We start from the raw sequence: 20,361 nt of genomic DNA on the forward strand, positions 1-20,361 counted from the left end.
ATTAATGGTGATGATCATGTTCATGACCTTGATCAACTTCCAGTTCTTCGATCTTGCGTTTATGGGCTCGGTGGGTTGCCAGGTCTTCATCAACCTCAATGGTGACGTTTTGAAAACCACAATCTTTGAGCAAGGTACGAATCGCTTCTTTACAAACCTCCATGTGGTTGACATGCTCTAAACAAACATGGACAATGGCGTTCTTTTCCAGCCCATCCATGGTCCAGAGATTAAGCTGATTGATACTAGCCACATGCTCCAACTGCTCCAAATCACTCTTGACTTGCTGGATATCCACTCCTTCTGGCACGGCATCCAGGAAAATCTTGAGCGTGCTCCAAAAACGTGGAATGGCTTTGGACAGAATAAAGATGGAAATAGCAAGGGATAAGAGCGGATCCAGAATATACCAGTCGGTAAATCGGAGAACAATAGCCATTAGGATGACAGCCACCCAGCCCAGGGTATCTTCCAAAAAATGCAGGCTGAGAATGGATTCGTTCTTGGTTTGCCCTTTGCGAATGACGAAACTCGCTAGCACATTGATGCTGACGGCTATTATTCCAAGCCAGAGGATGCCCTCATCGTTGACAGGTTGTGGGTGAAAGATTTTCGTTATATTTTCTAAAATAACCAGAACGGACCCTGTCATAAGAATCACAGCTGTTACCATAGCACCCAGAAGGCTAAAACGCTTGTAGCCCAAGGTATAGTGGCTGTCTTCTTCACGATTGGAAATACTCTCCAGAAAGGCGGAGATCCCAATAGCAATCGCATCTCCCAAGTCATGGACCGAATCCGCAAGGACAGCGCTGGATCCAAAAATCCCTCCTGCAATAAACTCAACAATGGCATAACTCAAATTCAAGAAAAAAGCGATCCAGACCGCATGTTTTGTCTTCATAATCCTTAATCCTTTGTTATAATAGATTCATGAACATCATGTTCATTATCATTATCTAACATTCACAACAGAAAGGATAGGAGCAAACTGTTTAGGGTGTCCGTTACTGAACAGTTTGTTCTAAGTGTCCATATGACAGCACAGGATCGTCGCATCACCAAAACTCGAAAAGCTATCTATCAAGCTTTTTTACAATTACTCAACCAAAAAGACTACGAGGCCATCACGGTTCAGGAAATCATTGACTTAGCCGATGTGGGGCGATCAACCTTTTACAGCCATTACGAAAGTAAGGAATTATTGCTAGATGAACTCTGTCAAAAGCTCTTTCACCATCTCTTTGAGCGTGCTGAACACCTCTCTCCACAAGACTACCTAGCCCATATCTTCCAGCATTTCAAAAAAAATCAAGACCATGTGACCAGTCTCTTGCTCTCTAAAAATGATTATTTTATCCGGCAACTGCGAAAAGAGCTAGAACATGATGTCTATCCAATGGTGGCTGATGAACTGATCAAGACTCATCCTACTATTCCTCATTCTTATCTCAAGCACCTTGTCGTTACTAACTTCATTGAAACCCTCAGCTGGTGGTTGAAAAAAGGCAAGTCCTACACCGAACAAGAAGTGACCCAGTTTTATTTGGAGATTTTAAAAGTGGGGTCGAACTAGAAGGGAGTATTTTCAATGACCAGCGTACAATTTTACTTTCTATTTCCATCACTCTTCATGCTTCACGAACTCGAAGAAATCGTTTGGATGCCATCCTTTGTCAAAAAAATATCAATCCAGTATCCAAACAATCGAATCCTAACTTATTACACTCCTTTTGCTTTCAACTTTATTGTCTTGGAACAATTTCTCATCCTAATGACGTCGCTATATCTTAGTTACCAGTTTAATAACTATAGCATTTACGCAAGCATCATAATCGCTTATATCTACCATGTGTTCGGACATCTGATTCAGACAGTCGTTATTCGAAAATATGTGCCTGGGTTGTTAACGGGCATTTTAACAAGTTTGTTTGCTCTTTGCAATCTCAAAAATGAATTTCCAATTAAACTTTATGGTTACTCTCTTTTTACCTTATTGGTTATTATTTTAAATCTTGTAGTATCATTTATGATTCTTCATAAAATCAGTCATAAAAAATAGTACTCAGGCAATCATATCTTAGAAAGGAAACCCTATGTTCTTCCCCATTCTTCTCGGCTTTTTTACAGCCTTCTTTGCCCTTGCTTTTGTTCTTCTTCACTTATTGGCCTCCCTTTCAGAATTTAAAAAGGGAAATCACACTTTAGGAAATACATTTCTCCTCATCGGAAGTAGCCTTGCGACCTTATCTCTCATCCTCTACTTCTTTTTACCGATTGTCTCTCTAGCACTTTGGCTGATCGGATGTGGTTTGATTTGCTACGGAGCCTATTGGAATGGAAAACACAAAGGAAACTTCCACCCAGTCCACCACCTGATTCGGATGGGCATCGCTCTGGTGATTACAATTTTATTAGCTCTCATATAAGAAAAGCTCAGGTTTTCAAAAAACTTGAGCTCTTTTTATTTATTAAGCCATCAACAGCATGAGAATAGGGATCACCACCATGGTTGCAAGGGTCGTTTCTGTCACCATGACGGCTGCATAGTCACTATCAGCTCCATAGAGTCTGGCAACAACTGGCGCATTGGTCATCACAGGCATAGCGGACTGGATGATAAAGACCTGCTTCATCAAACTTGGAAGAGGCACCCAGTAGACGATGGAGGCCATCAAGAGAGGGGCAACCAGAAAGCGACCTAGTAGAATCAATAGTTGCTCTTTTCCCAGAACCAACTGCTTCACACCTACATGAGACACTGACAAACCGATGAATATCATGGATAAGGGGGTTGTTAAATTGCCCAGGTACTGTAAATCACTGGCTAGAAAGGCTGGCAACTTGATCTGTAGCATCACCAAGACTAGTCCCAAGAGAAAGCCCATAAGGGGCGGAGAAAAGACTTTTTTCAGACTGGTTTTGAGATCAAACTGAGCTTCTCCCTCACCATCTAGCTGAATGAGATAAGTTCCCAAAGTCCAGAAAAAGGTCGTATTACACATGTAATAGATCAAAACATAGGGAATACTGGCATCTCCAAAGAGGGCTTGGTTAATGGGGAGTCCCACGAAGATGGTATTGGAGTTAAAAAAAATGGAAATAAAGAGGCCACGACGGTCCTGTCTTACTGCAAAGATCCTTGCTACCCCTGTCGCGATGCCAAGTAAAATAACCATAGACAGGGCAGGAAATCGCAAGGCTGGCAACATTTTAAGTAGATCTGCTGCTGTGAAGCGCTGCGTAATGGTGTAGAGCATATAGCAGGGAAGAGCAACTTGAGTGACCAATTTAGCGAGTAGGCCACGTGACTTGTCGTCAAACCAACCTTTTTCACCAATGACAAAGCCCACTAAAATCATGCCCAGGATGACCAGGATCCCTGATATGCTCTTCAAAAAGATGTCCATGTTCTCCCCTTTTCTTTTTTAAATTTGAACTAAAAAAAAACATTTTTTACAAATCTCAAAAACTACTCTAGTATATCATAAAAAGAGGTGGGGCAACATGCCCAACCTCATGCATTTTATTAATTGTCACTAATACCCCTTCTTAGCAGCTTTCGTCCATTGGTACCAACCAACCAGACTGTTGATAAGGTAAATCAAGAAAAACCAATAAAATGGTGGGGACTATGGCGAAAATAGATGATTCAGTTAAAAAGAAAGTTCCAGAATTGCGATTTAAAGGATTCACGGATGAATGGGAACAGCGTAAGTTGGGAGACGAAGTTCGAATAGTGATGGGACAGTCTCCTAATTCAGAAAATTATACTGATGATCCTAATGGGCGCTAAAAATGCGAAGACCTATGAAGACCTATTTTGTATTAGTCAAACAAAAGATCCAAAAGAAATGGTATATGATTATGACCATGAAACAAAGTAAAACCAAACCGAGTGATCTGAGGAAGCACCCGATGATCATGAAACGTTATTAAACACAAAAGTCACCCATGTGAGTTCTTGCCAGAAGCTGAAGTTAATCCTTCAACCTGGAAAACCCGCAGAGGTGACTTTTTCTATACATCTCGATTTTTCTGGTAATAATCATTAACCGATAAATATGTCTGTGAATCACCCAGCGACTCCGCTATGTCCATAATCCGCGGTGGTAGTAATCCCACTCGCTGGACAAGTTCGTGATCGCTGAACAATTCCCGTGGACTGCCGGCGAAGCCAAACTTCCCGTGTTCCATAACATACACCGACTCAAACTCGGCGGCGACCCAATCCATGTCATGGGTGATGGTCACAACTTGGTGGCCCGAATCAGCCAACTGATGGAAAATTGCGGTCAACTTGCGCCGGCTTTCCCAATCAAGCGACATCATCGGCTCATCAAATAAATAAATCGCCGGATCCACTGCCAAAACTGTGGCAACGCTTAACAGCTTGCGTTCCGACAATGACAGGTCATATGGACTTTCAGCTGTTTTATCATCCAAGCCAACTCTTTTTAGAGCCGCTAAAGCCCGCCTCGTAATCGTGTCGTGGTCATCCATGACCTGCGCGACACTCCACTCCACCTCTCGTTGAACGGTCGGGTTGAAAAGCTGATCGTCAGGATTCTGAAAAGTAATCCCAACCTTCAGTAACTTTTCGACTGGTTTAAGATCATTAAAATTTTCTCCATCGATCTTAATCACACCGGTTTGTGGTGTCAGCAAGCCCGTCAACAATTTGAAGAGCGTTGATTTGCCGGCACCATTTTGGCCGACAATCGCCACCATCGGATCGGCGAAGTGTTTGTCTTCAACATCCAAGCTAAAGGACCGTTCCGGATAAGTGAACGTCAGGTGTTTCAGTTCAATTGTGGACATAACGAACCTCCTTCAGTTCAGCGTCATTCACCGGATACCGGCCATCAGCCAAGTGCCAATCCATTTTTTGAGCAAGTTGCTGGATTGTCGGGGCTGGAATCTGCCAGTCAGCTGCCAAATGATTAAACACCTCACCCGGCCTGCCCTGGGCTACCATTTGACCCTCGTGCAGCACCCACACAACGTCGGCGACTTCGCACAAATCGTCAATTTCACTGGTGACAATGAAGACAGTCGTCTCTTTGACTTGGGCCAGCCATTGGAAAAATTGTCGGCGGCCAAGGGGATCCATCTGACTGGTCGGATCATCCATAATCAAAACAGCCGGGTTAGCCACAATCGCCGTGGCAATTGCCAACCGCTGGCTCTGACCACCGGAAAGGCTCTCGGGACGCAAATTCAGCTGTTCAATCAGCCCCATTTGCGTGGCAACTTCTTCAACCCGTTTTTGAATCAGTCCTTCAGCCATTCCCTGATTAATCAAGTCAAAGGAGATTTCATCGGCAACCGTGTCTGCCAACCCGCTTAGTTGGCCAGCTGGATTTTGCAGTACAACTCCATTCATGGCATTATAAACGGGCCAATTGTCGGACACTCGCTGGCCAAACATGTGCCAGTCGCCCTCAATCTCAGCAGACACCATTTTGGGAATGACCCCTGCCAGCACACGGCACAAAGTCGATTTGCCGGAGTGGCTATTCCCGATAATCCCAACCACCTGGCCGGTATGAACCTCCGCGTTAATCTGACGCAGTTGTGGTTGCTCAGTACCCGGATAACGGGTGGTCAAATTTTCAATTACAATCCGTTTATCTTCGTCCATATCTTCCACCCAATCAATAAAATTGCCAATCCAGTCAGACCAATGTGCAGCGTCCGCGACAGGCGATACACGCGCTGGGAGGTTCTGACAGTCCGGTTGGGATTATCAAAACCTCTCAGTTGGAGAGAAATCGACCGCGCCATCGATTGATCCAAGGTCTTAATCACCAATGGAATTAGAACCGGCAGGACTGACTTTAATTTCTGAATCAACGTTTTTTGCGGATTGGTTCCGCGAACTTTTTGTGCCTGCTGGATTTTCCGCATATTGCGCATCATTTCCGGCAAAATATAACACACCGACATCAGAACGTAGACGGTTTTATAAGACAATCCGGACAGTTCCAAATAGGCCGCGTTTTCTGAAATACTCGTGGTCACCATAAAAAAGCCACTGGTCAAAATAATCACCAATACTCGACAACCCAGAGTGGTGGCGTAAATCAGGCCTTCTTTGTAGAACGACACCCCAAGCACAGAAAACAGCACAGTTTGATTCCGACTGTAAAATAATCCTTGGATGATCAGCATGGTGCAAATCAGAAACAAGCTGAATCCCAGCGCCTTAAAGATGGTAGAACTCAATTTGGAAAATAACAATAGCAGTGTTGCGACAAGAATTAATCCGGCCTGAAGCAATAAATTCATACTGGCAAAGCTCAACAACGTCATGTCCACGATGAACAAGAGCTTAGTAATCGGATCGATCACCTGGTACCACTTGAGCTTGACCCGTGGCGCTCCAGAAATCAATGTTTGATCAGTCATCATTTATCACCGCTAAAGAAGTGCACCATCCGCTTCGGCAGCTGACGATAGATGAAGAAGGCCAGGTAGGCCACGCAGACTTTATCCAAAATATCCAAGACAAACTCATCGGTAAATGAGGCCAGCCACACTGGTGCATGATTGGCGACCATTACCGCAAACAATGAGTCACCCCAAGCGATACCGGTCTGACCACCCCAAAAGATGACGTTGAGTGGCGTTGAAATGGCAGCTGAAACGATGGCAATAATAATAGCAGAAACAAATACTCGTCGCGCTGACGAGAACCACCCATTGGCGTGCAAAACTCCGACAGCAATCCCAATTCCGATGCTGGTAATCGCATACACGGTTGAAATTGGCGATAAGGTCAGCCCATAGATCACGTTGTTGATGAAACCACTGATGGCACCGGCAACCGGCCCAGCCAACATGCTGGCAAGAAAGGTTCCCAAAGACCCCAGCCAAACGGGCAACTTTAACCCCTCCGCCAAGGCTTTGGCAACATAGTTAATCCCCACGGCAGCGGGAATCAAAGTCATGGTGGCAGCACTTAACTTAAATTTCCACATACTGGTACGATGAATCGGTTCTGTTTTCATAATCTTCTCCTTTTGTTTTTAAAGAGCCGTGTCTGTTTAGACTTTCGGACGCAACGCTCTATAGATTTTCGATTTGAACCGCTTCTCCTTTCACAGATCCCTTAGTCGACATCAGGGATTTTCTTGAAAATGATTGTTCAACAGTTCACAACTAATCATACTCCGATTTTCATAGAAGTCAAGAATTTCCTGAAATTTTTTTGGAAACGTTCGGGAATTGAAAAATAGAGCAAGCGCCCATGAGAATGATCGCAAGACAATAATAAGAGGCCACTATAAAAAAACAAACACCATCTCTGGTGTTTGTTTCATTTTATAAAGGAAGCACTAGCTTATTTTTTCTTTTTCTTCAAAATATAAGCTGCAATGCTTGCCAAGACAAAGGCTAAAACAAGGCTAATAATGGAGATCGTCGTACCCGTATTTGGTAAGAATCCTAAGATTTTGCCTGGTTTTTTTGGCTCAGGTTGGCTTGGTTTTTTAGGCTCAGGTTGACCCGGCTTTTTAGGTTCAGATGAACTTGGAGGAGTTGGTTGTTTTGGAGTTTCTTTTGGAACATGCTTGTTAGTAATCACAACATTTCCTTTACCATCCTCGTCGTTACGAGCTTCATAGCCCTTTGGAACACTGACTTCTCTTACTGTATAAGTGATGGTGTTTCCATTTGCTTTTTCATCTAAATCTGCAAAGGTATGGGTCCACTTGTTTTCAGCTGACAATTCTACTTCTTGACCGACTTTTTGATCATTGGCATAGAGTTGAACGCGAATACTCTTCGGACGAATTCCATCCTTGTCATTCTCATCATCCCACTTCTTAGTGACCGTGACGCTTGTCTTACCAGGTGCATGGGTATTGGTAATGGTATAAGCAGCCTGATCAATTGTAGTCGTATATTCAGCTACCTTCTCTTCTTGAAGAGTATAGACGATTTCTTTTCCATCCTTGAATTTTGGTAGACCTGTGAAGCTTTCTTTCCAATCTGTCGCATTGGTCAGTTCTTTTTGAGCAACTTTTTCACCATTGGCAAGAAGATTCACCACGATACTTGCTGGACGAAGACCATCTTGATTGTCTTGGTCATTCCAAATCTTGGTCACTGGAATATCGATCACCGCTGGCGTATGCGTATTGGTCAAGATCGTGTGAGCAGCGTCAGAAGTATCCGCAGTGACTTGGTAGCCTTCAGGAACAGAGACTTCTTCCACACGGTAGCTGATAGCTTGACCAGCTTTCTTTTCAGCTAATTTACTAAAGGTATGAGTCCACTGATTGTCCGCTGACAATTCAACTGGATCCCCTACTTTTTCATCACCAGCGTAGAGTTGAACCTTGATCGATTTTGGACGAAGACCATCTTGGTCGTTGGCATCTTCCCATTTCTTCGTGACTTTCATCTCTGTAAGAGCTGGTTCATGCGTATTGGTCAAGACAACATTGGCCTTGTCCTTATCATTTACCGTCACCTTGTAACCATCTGGAACAGCGACTTCTTTCACCGTGTAAGTGATTGCTTTTCCAGCTGCCTTGGCATCAAGGTTTTCAAATGCACCTTTCCAGTCATTCGCAGCTGAAAGTTCTAATACTTGATCGGTCGCAAGACCATCTTTGTACAATTGAACTTGAATGCTGGCTGGACGAAGGCCGTCTTGGTTGTCTCCATCTTCCCACTTCTTGCTCACTTCTACTTTGGTCTTTTCTGGTTCGTGCGTGTTGGTCACGACTACTTGACCTGGATTGCTTGCTTCGACGGCTTGTGTGTAGCCTTCTGGAACATCGATTTCTTTGACTGTATAGTTGATAACTTGGCCAGCTTTCTTTTCGTCTAGGTTTGAGAAGGTATGGGTCCATTTGTTATCTGCTGACAATTCAACAGCCTTACCAACCTTTTGATCACCAGCATACAATTGAACCTTGATTGTTTTTGGACGAAGGCCATCTTGGTTATTGGCATCCTTCCAGTTTTTCGTAACAGTCAGGCTTGTCTTACCTGGTTTGTAAGTATTGGTAATTGTAGTGCCATCAATCTTAGTAGTGTAATTGTCCACTTTGTCTTCTGTCACTGTGTAGACAACTTTTTGACCATCTTTATAGACGGGTAGGTCTGTGAAGGTATGAGTCCATTCATCTCCTTCACCAGTCAGGTCAAGTGCTTGCACCTCTGTTCCATTTGCCAAGAGGTGAACTTTGATGGTAGATGGGCGAAGACCATCTTGGTTTTGAGCGTCATCCCAGACTTTCTTGACTGTTACCGTCGTGGTCTCAGGAGTGCGCTTGTTGGTGATGGTGGCTTTTCCATCTGTGAAGCTAGCTTCTTCTGTATCGACCGTATAATGAGTCGGTACTTTCACTTCTTTGACAGTGTAGGTAATGAGCTTGCCATCACCGTCTTTATCTGGAAGATTTGTAAAGTGAGCTTTCCAGTCTGTTGCAGCGGAGACCGTGACTGGTTTTCCTTGAGCTTTGCCATTCTTGTAGAGTTGGAATTCCACACTTGATGGGCGAAGTCCTTCTTGGTTGTCTTGGTCATCCCAAACTTTTGAAGCTTCAAGATCGATATACTTGATATCTGCTTCATTAGCGATCTCAACTGGGACTGCTTTTGAGCCAACCGCTTTTCCATCCACCGTGACATGGTAGATTTGTTTGTCCGCATTATAGGTGACAACCACAGCATGTTCTGTTTCATCCAACTTATAGTTTGCAGGTGCTTTGGTTTCTTTGAGCGTATAGGTTCCTTCTGTTAAGGTGTTAAAGGAAAGTTCCCCTTTTTTATCAGAAGTTGCCGTCGCAACAACCGCACCATTTGCATCTGTTAAGGTAAATTCAGCGCCTTCAAGGACTTTCTTAGAATCTTCCTTATCCACTTTCTTGACTTGGAAAGCGGCTGAGAAGATTTGTGCAGTTACGGTATTGGATTCACGATTTCCTTCATGACCTTTAGCCTTGTATCCAAATTGATTATGGGCTTGAACAAGACCAGAACGACCACCATTGTCTTCATTATCTTTAGTACGTTCTTGCATCAAGGCCTTGACTTCATCTGTCAATTCACTTGGATTCACAACTGGAACACCAAAGCTGGCTTCGCCACGTGCAGAAATAGAAACACCCTGATTTGCGACTAATTTGATACCTGTCACTTGACTGTAATCAGCCACAGCTGTCGTCCAGATATCCTTGTCAGCAGCTTGCGCCATGGTATCTGTCGTAACGCCTGTATCAGTTGTATAGTAGACCGTCCATCCTTCTGGAGCTGTCACTGGTCCACGAAGGCTGACCGTGTATTCTGTCATCCGACCAGATCCGTCTAGTGTGTTAACGTCTTTTACTTTTGGTAGGACATCATAGACGACTCCGTCTTCTACTGCCTTATCCGTATTATTTTTAATGGTGAGTTTGTAGTTAAAGGTTTCACCTGGTTTGAAGGTACGTGTCACAATCGAAGCGTCTGACAGGTCATCATTTTTAGCGATATATTTGCGTGCATAGATTCCTTCAGCCGCAACAATCGTATAGTTTGATTGAGCATATGGGATTTTATCCGTTGTTGAACCATTTCCATTCAGATCGTAAACGTCTTCCGTGACCCGATCAGGGTTGGCATTTTCAAGATCGTGGATCCCATTTCCAGCGACATAAACTTTATTGGTGAAGGTCCCACCATCGTCTTTCCCTTTCAGATCGGCCACGATAAATGGTAGACGCACGCGATTAAGATCTTGAAGAGAAGCTTTAATAAACTCTTTTTGATCCAAATGCATGATGAGAGCTGTCCGTCCAGAATTGTGGTAGTTTTCAATGACATCGTAGCTCTTTAAGAATTTCATACCTTTTTCATTAGAGGCAAGGTTTCTCTCAAAATCTTTATAGTCGACTTTAAGGGTATTTGGATCATAAAGATCAATGATTCGCAGGTCTCCATAATCCTTATCAGGATCTAAAACTACTTTGGTTGCCATCAAACCAAAACGAATATTTTGTCCATCAGTATAGCGAACATCATTGTAATCAGTCGTTTTTGCAATTTCAAAGCTTTCCTTCATAGGAATCAGCTTAAAGCTCCAATCTGCTGACTGATCTTTGGCAACGTTTGACTGTGTTTTATAAGTCACACGGCCTGTATTCTTGTAGACATTTTTGGTCGCATCATTTTCATCGTAACGCGTCTTTTCAGGATCCTTGAAGCTTGTATAGCTATTGAGGTAAATTCCCTGACCAGATTGAAGGACAAAATCATCCTTCATTTCCATCCGCCAGCCCACAACGGTTCCATACTTGGTCAAATCAATTAGACCGTTTCCATCTTTATCTGCTTCTGACTGGATTTCTTTGGTGCTACCATCTTCCATGGTCAAGATAATTCGTTTGACAATGGTATGGATTTGCTTCCCAATCCCATAGTTTCCTTCCATCAGGCGACTATAACCGATCTTGGTAAACTTCAAGCGAGGGTCCACAGTCTCATCATAAAAGACGAAATTCTTCTGCGGTGAAGGGGTATTGTTGGCAAATTTTAAGAGCCATTTATAATTAGCAGCCTTGTATTCTGTTGAGTCATAAACATCCCCATCCGCCTGTTTAGCAAAGCTTCCAGCCCCTTCCAGGTCACGTGAAGTCAAACGGAAAATAAGAGAATCTTCCGCAGTAATATCTGGTTCTCCCTCTCCACGGTTGGCAGGAATTCCTACGATGCTACCAGTATTGGTCAAATCCTTACTAAGAACGTCCTTAAGGGTTTGGTCTTTTTCTAAGACCAAATCAGGGAATTTCAAGTAGAGGTAACTTGTATCCTTGATTTTGGTCATAAATTCTTGGTGATAAGCTGCTGGATTGTCGTTTGCATCCGCCTTGAAAGTCTTCGTAACTGTACCATCTCCATTGTCTACCCAGCCTTCAGACTTGGTTGTATCAAGAACAGCTGTGCGAGTCTTCCCACTCTTATCTGTATAGGTTGGTAACTTATCAGTGATCGTTGCTGATTCTAACTGACGGTATTGACCACCGTATTGACCACGCATTCCGTCCAATTGGAAGGCAAATGGGACAGAAGTTGGTGTTTCAATATAGTTCTTACCATCCGCACCTTTGACAATACCTGGCATTGCTTCCGCATAGTCCTTAGACATGGCTTCGTTCAAGTTTTGGTTGATGTACTTGGTGAAGCGATAGTCGTTGTATTTCGGTTTCCAAATGATATCATTGAGCTTTGTTTCTTGCCCATTGATGTTCAGGGTCCCCGTAATATCCAATGAATAATTTGTCGGTGCATAACCAACTTTAAATTTTCCAATAAATGGCAGAGTTAGGACCTCTGACTTTTGGTAATTGTTAAAGTGAAGTGTGACTTGATAATCATCTCCAACTTTTGTAACCGTTGGTTTGTCATGCTCTGAAGCACTATTGAAGTCAGGGAAACTAACTTCTCGTAAGTACTTTCCAGGAACCTTCAAGGTCACCGTTACTTCATTAATATCCGTTGTCAAATTCTTAGGGGTGATCTGGATATAACCAGACATGGTATCCCCTGTGTAATAGGACATCCCATCTGGATGGTTCTGTTTATCCCCATACATAAGGGTAACATCCAAGGCCCCATTATCCCCGACTGCTAGCTCATTGGCAAAGGCTGTGATCGCCCCTTGACCAAGCTGGCCTAGCATCATGAAAATTGTTAAAATGGCAAAACCTTTTTTCAAAAAGTCTTTCCATAATGAACGAAGCTTTTTCATGTCTTATCTCCTTTACTTTTGTTAGCCTTCCAAAAGGCCCTCCCTTTAATTTTATCACTTATTTTTTAAAATATCCTTTGCTTTTCAAATTAAATCATCACTATTCAATAATATAGACATTATTTGCAATGATGTCTATATTATAAATCACTATCTGGTACTGATTTCCCCTTTCTTCTATCCAAGGGCAAGAAAATAAAACATTTATAAACAAGGAGGAGCAGTCTGCCAATTCTTATTCTTCCTTGATTTTCTTCATACAAAAAAACTCAAACACATCTGCTTGAGTTTTGTACACCCTAGGTTGATTATTTTATCTAACTCTTCACCATTTGAAGGAATCTTTTGTTTTTCCCTTCTCTCTCGTACCCACAGCATAGCTAGTCCAAAAAGGTGACTACCAAACAAGGCAGTCACAAAAATCAGCTTGCCCCTGTCTGGATAAGAGAGAGGGAGGCTGCTAAAGCCATAGCGAGCCCACTCGATAAAGATCGGATGCGAAAAGTAAAGGGCTATACTCATTTGCTTTAAATACTGTAAATCATAGCTTTTCAAAAAGGACGATCGCAGGCAGGCATTGACCAAATAAACGGTCACAAAGGGAAGAAGAAAGAAAAAGTTCTTATCAATTCCTTGGTGTTGAAAAATAATGATCCCTTCTAGACAGAGCAATCCAAAGGCAAGAGCTAGCTTTTGCCAACGGTGAATTCTAAAAGTTTGTGCATGAAAATGGTCATACAGATAATAACCCATATAAATAAAAATGGGCGTGTAAAAGAGACCATTTCGCGCTGTAAAAAATAGGTTGCTGTAGAGCTGGTAACCCTTGAGAAGACTTGTGGTATCCAGATAAGCCGAATAGGTCTCGATCAAGCCCCAGCAGTAAAGAAGAAAGGTGATCAACCCCGTCCAAACCATACCTAGGCGTTTGACCAATTGATTGACCAAAAACAAGCCCAGCAAAAAAGCAGGAATATACCAGAGTTGGTAGCACATTCCCAAGTAGACCAGAGCAATCAAGATTCCTGCTGGAAAGAGATAAACAGGAAGATGGAGACTAGAGAAAAAGAGCCAGGCATAAGGGAGGTAAACGAAACTCCAAAACAAATAGTTTTTTACGATTTTGACCAGATAGGCCTTCATTTTCTTAGAATTCCCTAGGGAGTGTTTGAGGAAAAAGCTGGCACAGACGATAAAAAATGGCACCGCTAGCCGGCCGAGCATACTCTTGAGACCAAAATGCAGTGGCTCATAAGAGGTCAAGCGACCACTATGCACCAAAATCACTGCAATCGCAAAGAGGTATTGAAAAAAGCTGATACTAGAGGTGTTATAGAGGGGATTCTTTTGCATAGTCCTACTCCTTGCCCAAAGCAGTTTCTATGGTTATTTTAGCATGAAAGGGAAGGCCAAGCAAGGAATCTTACATCCTTATCTACCTTTTTTCCTCTATTTTTGATATACTCAAAGCATGCATAAACAAACCATTATTGATTTTAAAGAGCTTGGATTGCGATACCTTTTCACCAAGCCCATAAAGGAATTAAAAACTAGAAACCTCGACCAGGTAGAGGATCTTCTTAGAGAAGTCGAAGCCTACCAGGAGCAAGGCTTTTATGCTGTTGGCTATGTCAGCTATGAGGCTGCTCCTGCTTTTGAGAAGAAGTTTGCTGTCCATCCAGCACCTCTTATGGGAGAGTATCTCCTCTATTTTACGATCCACGAGGAGGTCGAAACCCTTCCTTTCCCAGAGCACTATGAAGCTGTGGATCTTCCAGCCAATTGGAAGGAAGAGGTAGAGGCACCTGCTTATCAAGAAGCCATCGAGACCATCCATCACCATATCCGCCAGGGAGATACCTACCAGGTCAACTACACTGTCCAGCTTTCTCAAGAGCTAAAAGCAGATCCTTTGGCTATATACAATCGCTTGGTGGTAGAGCAGAAAGCCCATTACAATGCCTTCATCCAGCACGATGATGTCTCCATCCTCTCCATCAGTCCTGAGCTCTTTTTTGAGCAAGACGACCGGCTACTGACCACGCGCCCCATGAAAGGAACGACGCACCGTGGTCTCACCAACCAAGAGGATCTTCAAGAGGCTGCTTGGCTAGAAGCCGACCCGAAAAATCGAGCAGAAAACATGATGATCGTCGACCTCCTCCGCAATGACATGAACCGGATTTCGGAGATTGGAAGTGAGCAGGTGACCCATCTCTGCCAAGTCGAGCAATACTCCACTGTTTGGCAGATGACCTCGACCATTGAAAGTCGCTTACGAGCTGAAATCGACCTGATCCAAACCTTCCGAGCTCTCTTTCCTTGTGGCTCGATTACAGGAGCACCGAAGATCTCCACTATGGAAATCATCCAAAAGACGGAGAAGTCTCCTCGAGGTGTCTACTGTGGAACGATCGGCATCCTTCTTCCAAAAGGGAAACGGATTTTTAATGTAGCCATCCGGACCCTTCAAATGCAGGGGGATCAAGCCATCTATGGCGTGGGAGGAGGCATCACTTGGGACAGTAAATGGGAAAGTGAATACCAGGAAACCAAGCAAAAATCAGCTGTCCTTTACCGGCAAGAGCCTCGATTTGAGCTTTTGACGACCGGTCGCATCCATCAAGGAGAACTGACCTTCCTAGAGCAACACCTGACCCGTTTGAGAGAGGCCAGCCGCTACTTTGCCTATCCTTTTAATGAGCCAAAACTCCTGAACGAACTTCAAGAAGAGCTCGCCCATGTAGATCCTAGCCTTGACTACCGTTGTCGGATCGCCTTGCAAAAAAACGGGACCTTTCACCTAGTAATCACGGAGCTGACAGACTTGCCCGCTAGCTATCTACAGGCCCAACTGACCGAGCAAAAGCTTGATTTAGCGACGCCATTTACTTATTTCAAAACGAGTCAGAGAGACCATCTCAGCCAGTCAGATCACGAGCAAATTTTCCATCTGCCAGATGGAAGCTTGCTAGAGACGACGATTGGCAATCTGGTGCTGGAGATAGAGGGACAACTCTATACCCCACCGGCTCACCTCCCCTTACTCGACGGGATTTACCGCCGCCATCTTCTTGAGACCCAGCAGGTTGAAGAAAAACTCTTAACTCTGAACGATTTAACAGACGCCGATCGTATTTATGCCTGCAATGCTATTCGTGGTCTCTACGAACTTGATTTTCAAAGAAAGGATTCCTGATGAAACTTATTTTTTTACATGGACTAGGGCAAGATGTCCTCTCTTGGCAAGGAGTCCAATTTGCACTTTCACCCTTGCACTCCAAAACTTTTGATATTTTCTCCCATCCAAAAGAAAGCTATCAGGAAGTCAAAGAAAGGTTGATGGAGCGCCTCCAGCAAGAGAGCGAACCCTTTATTCTGGTAGGACTTTCACTAGGTGGTGTGCTTGCTCTTGATCTCTCCAGACAAGACTTCCCGCAACTCAAGGGCTTGGTCCTTGCGGGAACTCAATACAAACTCAACACCAATCCCCTCTATCGGCTCCAGATTCTCCTTTTTCGTCTGCTTCCCAAGCATGTCTTTGAAAAGCAAGATGCCAATAAACAACAGATGCTTCAAATCTTGACCGAATTAAAAGGACTCAATCTAACCGATACTGCTAAAGCTTGCTCTCTCCCTAGCTTGGTGATTTGTGGCAGCAAAGATTGGGCCAATCAGTCTTCTTCTAAGAAGTTGGCAAAACTCCTGCCCAAAGGTCGCTATCAAGAAATCGCAGACGGAGGCCATCTACTCAATACAGAGAAACCCTATGAACTCGCGCAAGCCTTCAAGGAGTTTGTTGGTGAATTTAAAAATGAAGAGACTAACTAAAAAAACAGTTGCTCTTAATGTAGATAAAGTATTATTTCATGTTACATAACTTAAAAAATCAAGAAGTTTAAAGAAATGTTTATTTTTTAAACTTACTCATGAATACCTTGAGGCTTCCCGCCGTGAGAAAAGTGCCTGAAACACAATTGTTTCAGGCACTCGGGAGTTTTGGAACCTTAGGTCCAAAACTAAGTCATGGAACTTCTTCGAAGTTCGCTGACGTCCGTACTCACCTAAGGAAAGCCTCTAAGAAAACTTATTCTTAAAGTCACGGCTAACTTTTAAAAGGTTAGTCGTTTTTTTAGAAATATTTGAGAATTGCTTGATAGTTATTTGAAAAGCAAGCTGTATACTAAGAGTGTAAAGAAAATAACTAGTCATTTGGACGAAGGAGAAAACCATGGAAAAAGTATTAGAAATTTCCCATTTGAGTAAAAAGTTCGGTCAACAATACGCCTTAAATGATGTGAATCTCACCATTCGCAAAGGCGACGTCTACGGACTCATCGGTAAGAACGGGGCTGGGAAAACCACCCTCATCAAGGTCATCACCCAACTAATTCAGGAAACTGACGGAAGCGTCTCTCTCTTTGCTTCTACAAATCGCTCCCAGTGGACCCAAGCGCTTAAACGGGTTGGATCTGTCATTGAAAGTCCCGTGGCTCACAAGCATATGACCGCCTATCAAAACCTGGTCTACTATTGCAAGGCTCGCCATATTCCCAATCCCGACCAGGTCATCAAAGAAACCTTGAACTATGTTGGCCTGAATAATACGGGTAAGAAGAAATTCCGTGATTTTTCACTCGGGATGAAACAACGGTTGGGAATTGCGATTGCTCTCATTGCTAAGCCAGATTTCCTTATTCTGGACGAACCCATCAATGGCCTTGATCCAGTCGGAATCAAGGAATTCCGTCAGATGATCAAACGCCTCAATGATGAACTCGGCATGACCATCCTCATTTCCAGTCACATCCTCTCCGAACTCTATCTGGTTGCCAATCGCTTTGGCATTGTCGACCAAGGACGCCTGATCAAAGAAATTAGCAAGGCTGAATTCGAAGAACAAGGAGAAGACTACATCATCCTCAAGACAAGTCAGCTAGCCCTTGCCAGTCAACTGATCCAGGATCAACTCCATCACCGCATCAAGGTCATCGATAAGGATGGAGAAATCCATATCTTCGGACAGACTCACGATATTAAAGTCATTGTCAAAGCCCTCGTTCAAGCCGATATTGACGTGGACGAAATCTACTATGCCCGCCAAGATCTGGAAAAATTCTTTACGGACTTGGTAGACTAGTCCAATCACCGTCTTCCTCTATTACCTATCCCACATATTTCATTTAGGAGATTTATCATGTTGCATACCATTCAAGCAGATTTTTACAGACTTTTTCGCTCCAAAGGTTTTTGGATTACAGAAGCCATTCTCGTTCTCAACATCCTGTCTGGAGTCATCTTTGGAGCTACTGGCCACGTCGGCGTCAATACGGAATCCAAATTGCCCCAAGCGACCGAAGTTTGGACAGGCTTTAAAGCTTTGACCAACTACTCTTCCAGCATCAGTGTGACTATCCTCTTTACCATTATTGTCATCACCTTGGTCCTGGGAACAGACTTAACGCAAAACTTATACAAGAATAGTCTGGCCTATGGCGTTTCGCGCACCAGTTACTACTTTGCCAAAAGCGCCGTTGTTCTGACCATTGCTCTCTTCCAATTTCTTGTTTCTTATGGTCTCGTCTTCTTGATCGCGACGCTCTACAATGGACTTGGCACCATGCCAGAGCACTTCCTTGCTCATTTTGGACTGACCGTGCTGATTCAGTTCCTTTCCACCTTGGCTTGGGTCAGCATCATTTCCTTCCTTCTTTATGCCAGCCAATCCATCACCCTAGCCTTCGTTGGCTACTTCATTGGAAATATCCTCTTAAGCCTTCCTGCGCTCTTCCTTAAAGATATTGATATTCTCCACTATCTAAACTTGGAATTCCAATATTCCATGGTACAGAGCACAACAGCAACAACCAACACCCTCTCGATCGCCCTTGGATTCATCCTTGTTTTCGGCTTCCTAGGACTGGCTACTTTTAAACACAAAGATTTATAACAAAAAGACTTGAGCAGTGCTCAAGCCTTTTTTCTTAGTGTAATGGTCAAGATAAACCAGTCTGCCTCCGTTGCCAGTTGCAAGTCCCCGCCTAAGATCTCTACAAAATTTTGAATGATATAGAGACCCAAGCCAGATGACTCTTCTGTATCCGAGAGATTTTCAGAGTAGAATCGACTAGCCAATTGGTCTAAGTGCTGGATCGGTTGTTGCACAATATTGCGCAGCTCGACTCGAATCGTGTCCGCGTCTGAGGTCAAGGTCAAACGGGCCTGCTCCTTTCCATGCTTGAGGACATTGCTGAGCATATTTTGCAAGAGGCGCTCCCAAAGCTCAGGATCGGTAGCATAATGGAGATGCTCTTCTAGCTCTACCTCTAAGGCAATCCCCGCCTCAGACAAGCTATCATAATACTGGAATAACTGCTGGGTTAGCACTTGGCTGAGATGAACGTCTGAAATCCGAGGCAGGATGGCTCCCTCCATCAAGCGTCTGTACTCCAAGAGAGATTCCAAGCGTTTGGAGACGACTTGAAGATTGGAAGCAATTTTCTTCAGCTTTTCCTCTTCCTGCGTCCCTCCTTTGATGATTTGTTGGGTATAGCCCGAAGCAATGGTCAAAGGCGTCCGGATATCGTGAGCAATATTACTGATGGCCATATCCAAGGTTTTCTTCTCTTGAAAGGCAATCCGATTGGTCCGCTCGATCTGTTCAAACAGATCACTGACCTGCTTGGTCAAGGCGACCAATTCTTTTTTTGAGACCTGAGAGGTCAACCGTACCCCACTCCCATTTTGGAGCTTCTTTTGAATTTGCTCCTGCAAATCTTTGAGGGCAGAGAGTAGGCGAAGGTAACCTAGTCCCAAGAGAAGGACAAGGACGACTAGAACTAGAACCAATCCCCACATTACTTGTCTCCTTTCAAGCGAACTCCCAAGCCCCAGACGGTTTCAATATAGTCCTCATCTGGATCGAGCTGAGCAATTTTCTTTCGGAGGTTGCTCAACTGGGCATTGAGCGTATTGTCTCCAGGCAGATAAACTTCTTCCCAGACTGCTTCATACAACTCTTCCTTGGTAAAAATCTTCTTTGGATGCGCCAGTAAGGTCTCAAAAATTTGAAATTCTTTTTTGCCCAAGCGAAGCGTCTGTTCTCCAGATTCCAGTTCAAAGGTTTCTGGGTTCAGGACCAGATTTTTAAAAGTCAGCTTTTTCGATGATGGAGGTTCCTGTGCCGGAGTGTTGTTATTTCTCAGCTGCACCGTTACCCGAGCTGCCACTTCGTCCAGATTAAAGGGCTTGACGATATAATCATTAGCACCTGCAAGGAGATACTGGCTAATGAGGTGTTTGTCTCCAAGAGCGGTCATCATGATGACTGGCACCTGACCCTGCAAACGGATCTCCTCCAGGACCTGATCCCCATTTTTCCCAGGAAGCATGATATCGAGAAGGACCAAATCAATGGCTTCTTGCTGGAAGACCCGCAGCCCTTCTGTACCTGAAAAAGCCTGAAGGACCTCATGTTCTTCACCTAAGAGACTGTATAAAATTTCTTGGATATCATTATTATCCTCGATTAATAAAACCCGTGCCACTTGCCTCACTCCTTTTTCCTTTGAACTCCAAATCATTTCTATTCCTCTAGCCTATCAAATAAAGGGACC

The 20,361-nt window shown here is 43.7% G+C and carries 19 protein-coding genes; 9 read left to right on the plus strand and 10 right to left on the minus strand.

Annotated elements, in window-relative coordinates; genetic code table 11:
* Position 1: 1 nt before the first annotated feature.
* On the minus strand, positions 2-904 hold the full coding sequence (locus tag HMPREF2686_RS04230) for a cation diffusion facilitator family transporter (RefSeq protein WP_070449336.1): 903 nt from the start codon (positions 902-904) through the stop codon (positions 2-4).
* 132 nt (positions 905-1,036) lie between these two features.
* On the opposite strand from HMPREF2686_RS04230, the gene HMPREF2686_RS04235 reads away from it, so the two are divergent.
* Genes HMPREF2686_RS04235 through HMPREF2686_RS04245 form a run of 3 tightly spaced genes read left to right on the plus strand, consistent with a single transcriptional unit; the run spans position 1,037 to position 2,429 of the window.
* Entirely contained in the window at positions 1,037-1,576 is a 540-nt protein-coding gene (locus HMPREF2686_RS04235) for a TetR/AcrR family transcriptional regulator (RefSeq protein WP_221761561.1), read from the plus strand.
* A gap of 15 nt (positions 1,577-1,591) precedes the next feature.
* Positions 1,592-2,062, plus strand: coding sequence for an HXXEE domain-containing protein (locus HMPREF2686_RS04240; protein WP_049497947.1), 471 nt, complete (start codon positions 1,592-1,594; stop codon positions 2,060-2,062).
* Between the two features lie 34 nt (positions 2,063-2,096).
* On the plus strand, positions 2,097-2,429 hold the full coding sequence (locus HMPREF2686_RS04245; RefSeq protein WP_049497946.1) for a hypothetical protein: 333 nt from the start codon (positions 2,097-2,099) through the stop codon (positions 2,427-2,429).
* A gap of 42 nt (positions 2,430-2,471) precedes the next feature.
* Here the strand turns inward: HMPREF2686_RS04245 and HMPREF2686_RS04250 are convergent, their stop codons facing one another.
* Positions 2,472-3,410, minus strand: coding sequence for an AEC family transporter (locus HMPREF2686_RS04250; protein WP_070449338.1), 939 nt, complete (start codon positions 3,408-3,410; stop codon positions 2,472-2,474).
* Positions 3,411-3,634: 224 nt separating this feature from the next.
* On the opposite strand from HMPREF2686_RS04250, the gene HMPREF2686_RS10335 reads away from it, so the two are divergent.
* Entirely contained in the window at positions 3,635-3,796 is a 162-nt protein-coding gene (locus HMPREF2686_RS10335; protein WP_001062367.1) for a hypothetical protein, read from the plus strand.
* 14 nt (positions 3,797-3,810) lie between these two features.
* A complete protein-coding gene (locus HMPREF2686_RS10645; RefSeq protein WP_014713855.1) occupies positions 3,811-3,939 on the plus strand; it encodes a hypothetical protein in 129 nt (42 codons plus the stop codon).
* Between the two features lie 81 nt (positions 3,940-4,020).
* Here the strand turns inward: HMPREF2686_RS10645 and HMPREF2686_RS04255 are convergent, their stop codons facing one another.
* The 6 genes from HMPREF2686_RS04255 to HMPREF2686_RS04280 all read right to left on the minus strand — a co-directional run bounded on the left by HMPREF2686_RS04255 (position 4,021) and on the right by HMPREF2686_RS04280 (position 14,098).
* Positions 4,021-4,821: an energy-coupling factor ABC transporter ATP-binding protein gene (locus HMPREF2686_RS04255; RefSeq protein ID WP_070449340.1), complete on the minus strand. Its 801-nt coding sequence runs from the start codon at positions 4,819-4,821 to the stop codon at positions 4,021-4,023.
* Entirely contained in the window at positions 4,808-5,644 is an 837-nt protein-coding gene (locus tag HMPREF2686_RS04260; RefSeq protein WP_070449342.1) for an ABC transporter ATP-binding protein, read from the minus strand. Before HMPREF2686_RS04260 ends, HMPREF2686_RS04255 begins: the two co-directional genes overlap by 14 nt.
* Positions 5,620-6,411, minus strand: coding sequence for an energy-coupling factor transporter transmembrane component T (locus HMPREF2686_RS04265; protein ID WP_173019373.1), 792 nt, complete (start codon positions 6,409-6,411; stop codon positions 5,620-5,622). Before HMPREF2686_RS04265 ends, HMPREF2686_RS04260 begins: the two co-directional genes overlap by 25 nt.
* Positions 6,411-7,013 carry a hypothetical protein gene (locus tag HMPREF2686_RS04270; RefSeq protein WP_023919079.1) on the minus strand — a complete coding sequence of 201 codons (603 nt, stop codon included), beginning with the start codon at positions 7,011-7,013 and terminating at the stop codon, positions 6,411-6,413. Before HMPREF2686_RS04270 ends, HMPREF2686_RS04265 begins: the two co-directional genes overlap by 1 nt.
* Before the next feature lie 332 nt (positions 7,014-7,345).
* Positions 7,346-12,745: a Cna B-type domain-containing protein gene (locus HMPREF2686_RS04275; RefSeq protein ID WP_070449344.1), complete on the minus strand. Its 5,400-nt coding sequence runs from the start codon at positions 12,743-12,745 to the stop codon at positions 7,346-7,348.
* Positions 12,746-13,000: 255 nt separating this feature from the next.
* On the minus strand, positions 13,001-14,098 hold the full coding sequence (locus tag HMPREF2686_RS04280; protein WP_070449346.1) for an acyltransferase family protein: 1,098 nt from the start codon (positions 14,096-14,098) through the stop codon (positions 13,001-13,003).
* Between the two features lie 118 nt (positions 14,099-14,216).
* On the opposite strand from HMPREF2686_RS04280, the gene pabB reads away from it, so the two are divergent.
* From pabB to HMPREF2686_RS04300, 4 genes are all read left to right on the plus strand, one after another.
* Entirely contained in the window at positions 14,217-15,944 is a 1,728-nt protein-coding gene (gene pabB / locus HMPREF2686_RS04285; RefSeq protein ID WP_070449348.1) for an aminodeoxychorismate synthase component I, read from the plus strand.
* On the plus strand, positions 15,944-16,576 hold the full coding sequence (locus HMPREF2686_RS04290; protein ID WP_070449349.1) for an alpha/beta fold hydrolase: 633 nt from the start codon (positions 15,944-15,946) through the stop codon (positions 16,574-16,576). Before pabB ends, HMPREF2686_RS04290 begins: the two co-directional genes overlap by 1 nt.
* Before the next feature lie 400 nt (positions 16,577-16,976).
* Entirely contained in the window at positions 16,977-17,885 is a 909-nt protein-coding gene (locus HMPREF2686_RS04295; RefSeq protein ID WP_049471876.1) for an ABC transporter ATP-binding protein, read from the plus strand.
* A 57-nt stretch (positions 17,886-17,942) separates the two neighbouring features.
* Entirely contained in the window at positions 17,943-18,695 is a 753-nt protein-coding gene (locus HMPREF2686_RS04300) for an ABC transporter permease (RefSeq protein WP_006595651.1), read from the plus strand.
* A 20-nt stretch (positions 18,696-18,715) separates the two neighbouring features.
* On the opposite strand, the gene HMPREF2686_RS04305 is transcribed toward HMPREF2686_RS04300, so the two are convergent.
* Both HMPREF2686_RS04305 and HMPREF2686_RS04310 read right to left on the minus strand, forming a co-directional pair.
* Complete coding sequence (locus HMPREF2686_RS04305; RefSeq protein WP_049471878.1) at positions 18,716-19,603, minus strand: sensor histidine kinase; 888 nt, start codon at positions 19,601-19,603, stop codon at positions 18,716-18,718.
* Complete coding sequence (locus HMPREF2686_RS04310) at positions 19,603-20,292, minus strand: response regulator transcription factor (protein ID WP_037615952.1); 690 nt, start codon at positions 20,290-20,292, stop codon at positions 19,603-19,605. Before HMPREF2686_RS04310 ends, HMPREF2686_RS04305 begins: the two co-directional genes overlap by 1 nt.
* Positions 20,293-20,361: the final 69 nt, after the last annotated feature.

Source organism: Streptococcus sp. HMSC057G03 (assembly GCF_001808745.1).
In the GTDB taxonomy this organism is placed as follows: domain Bacteria; phylum Bacillota; class Bacilli; order Lactobacillales; family Streptococcaceae; genus Streptococcus; species Streptococcus parasanguinis_Z.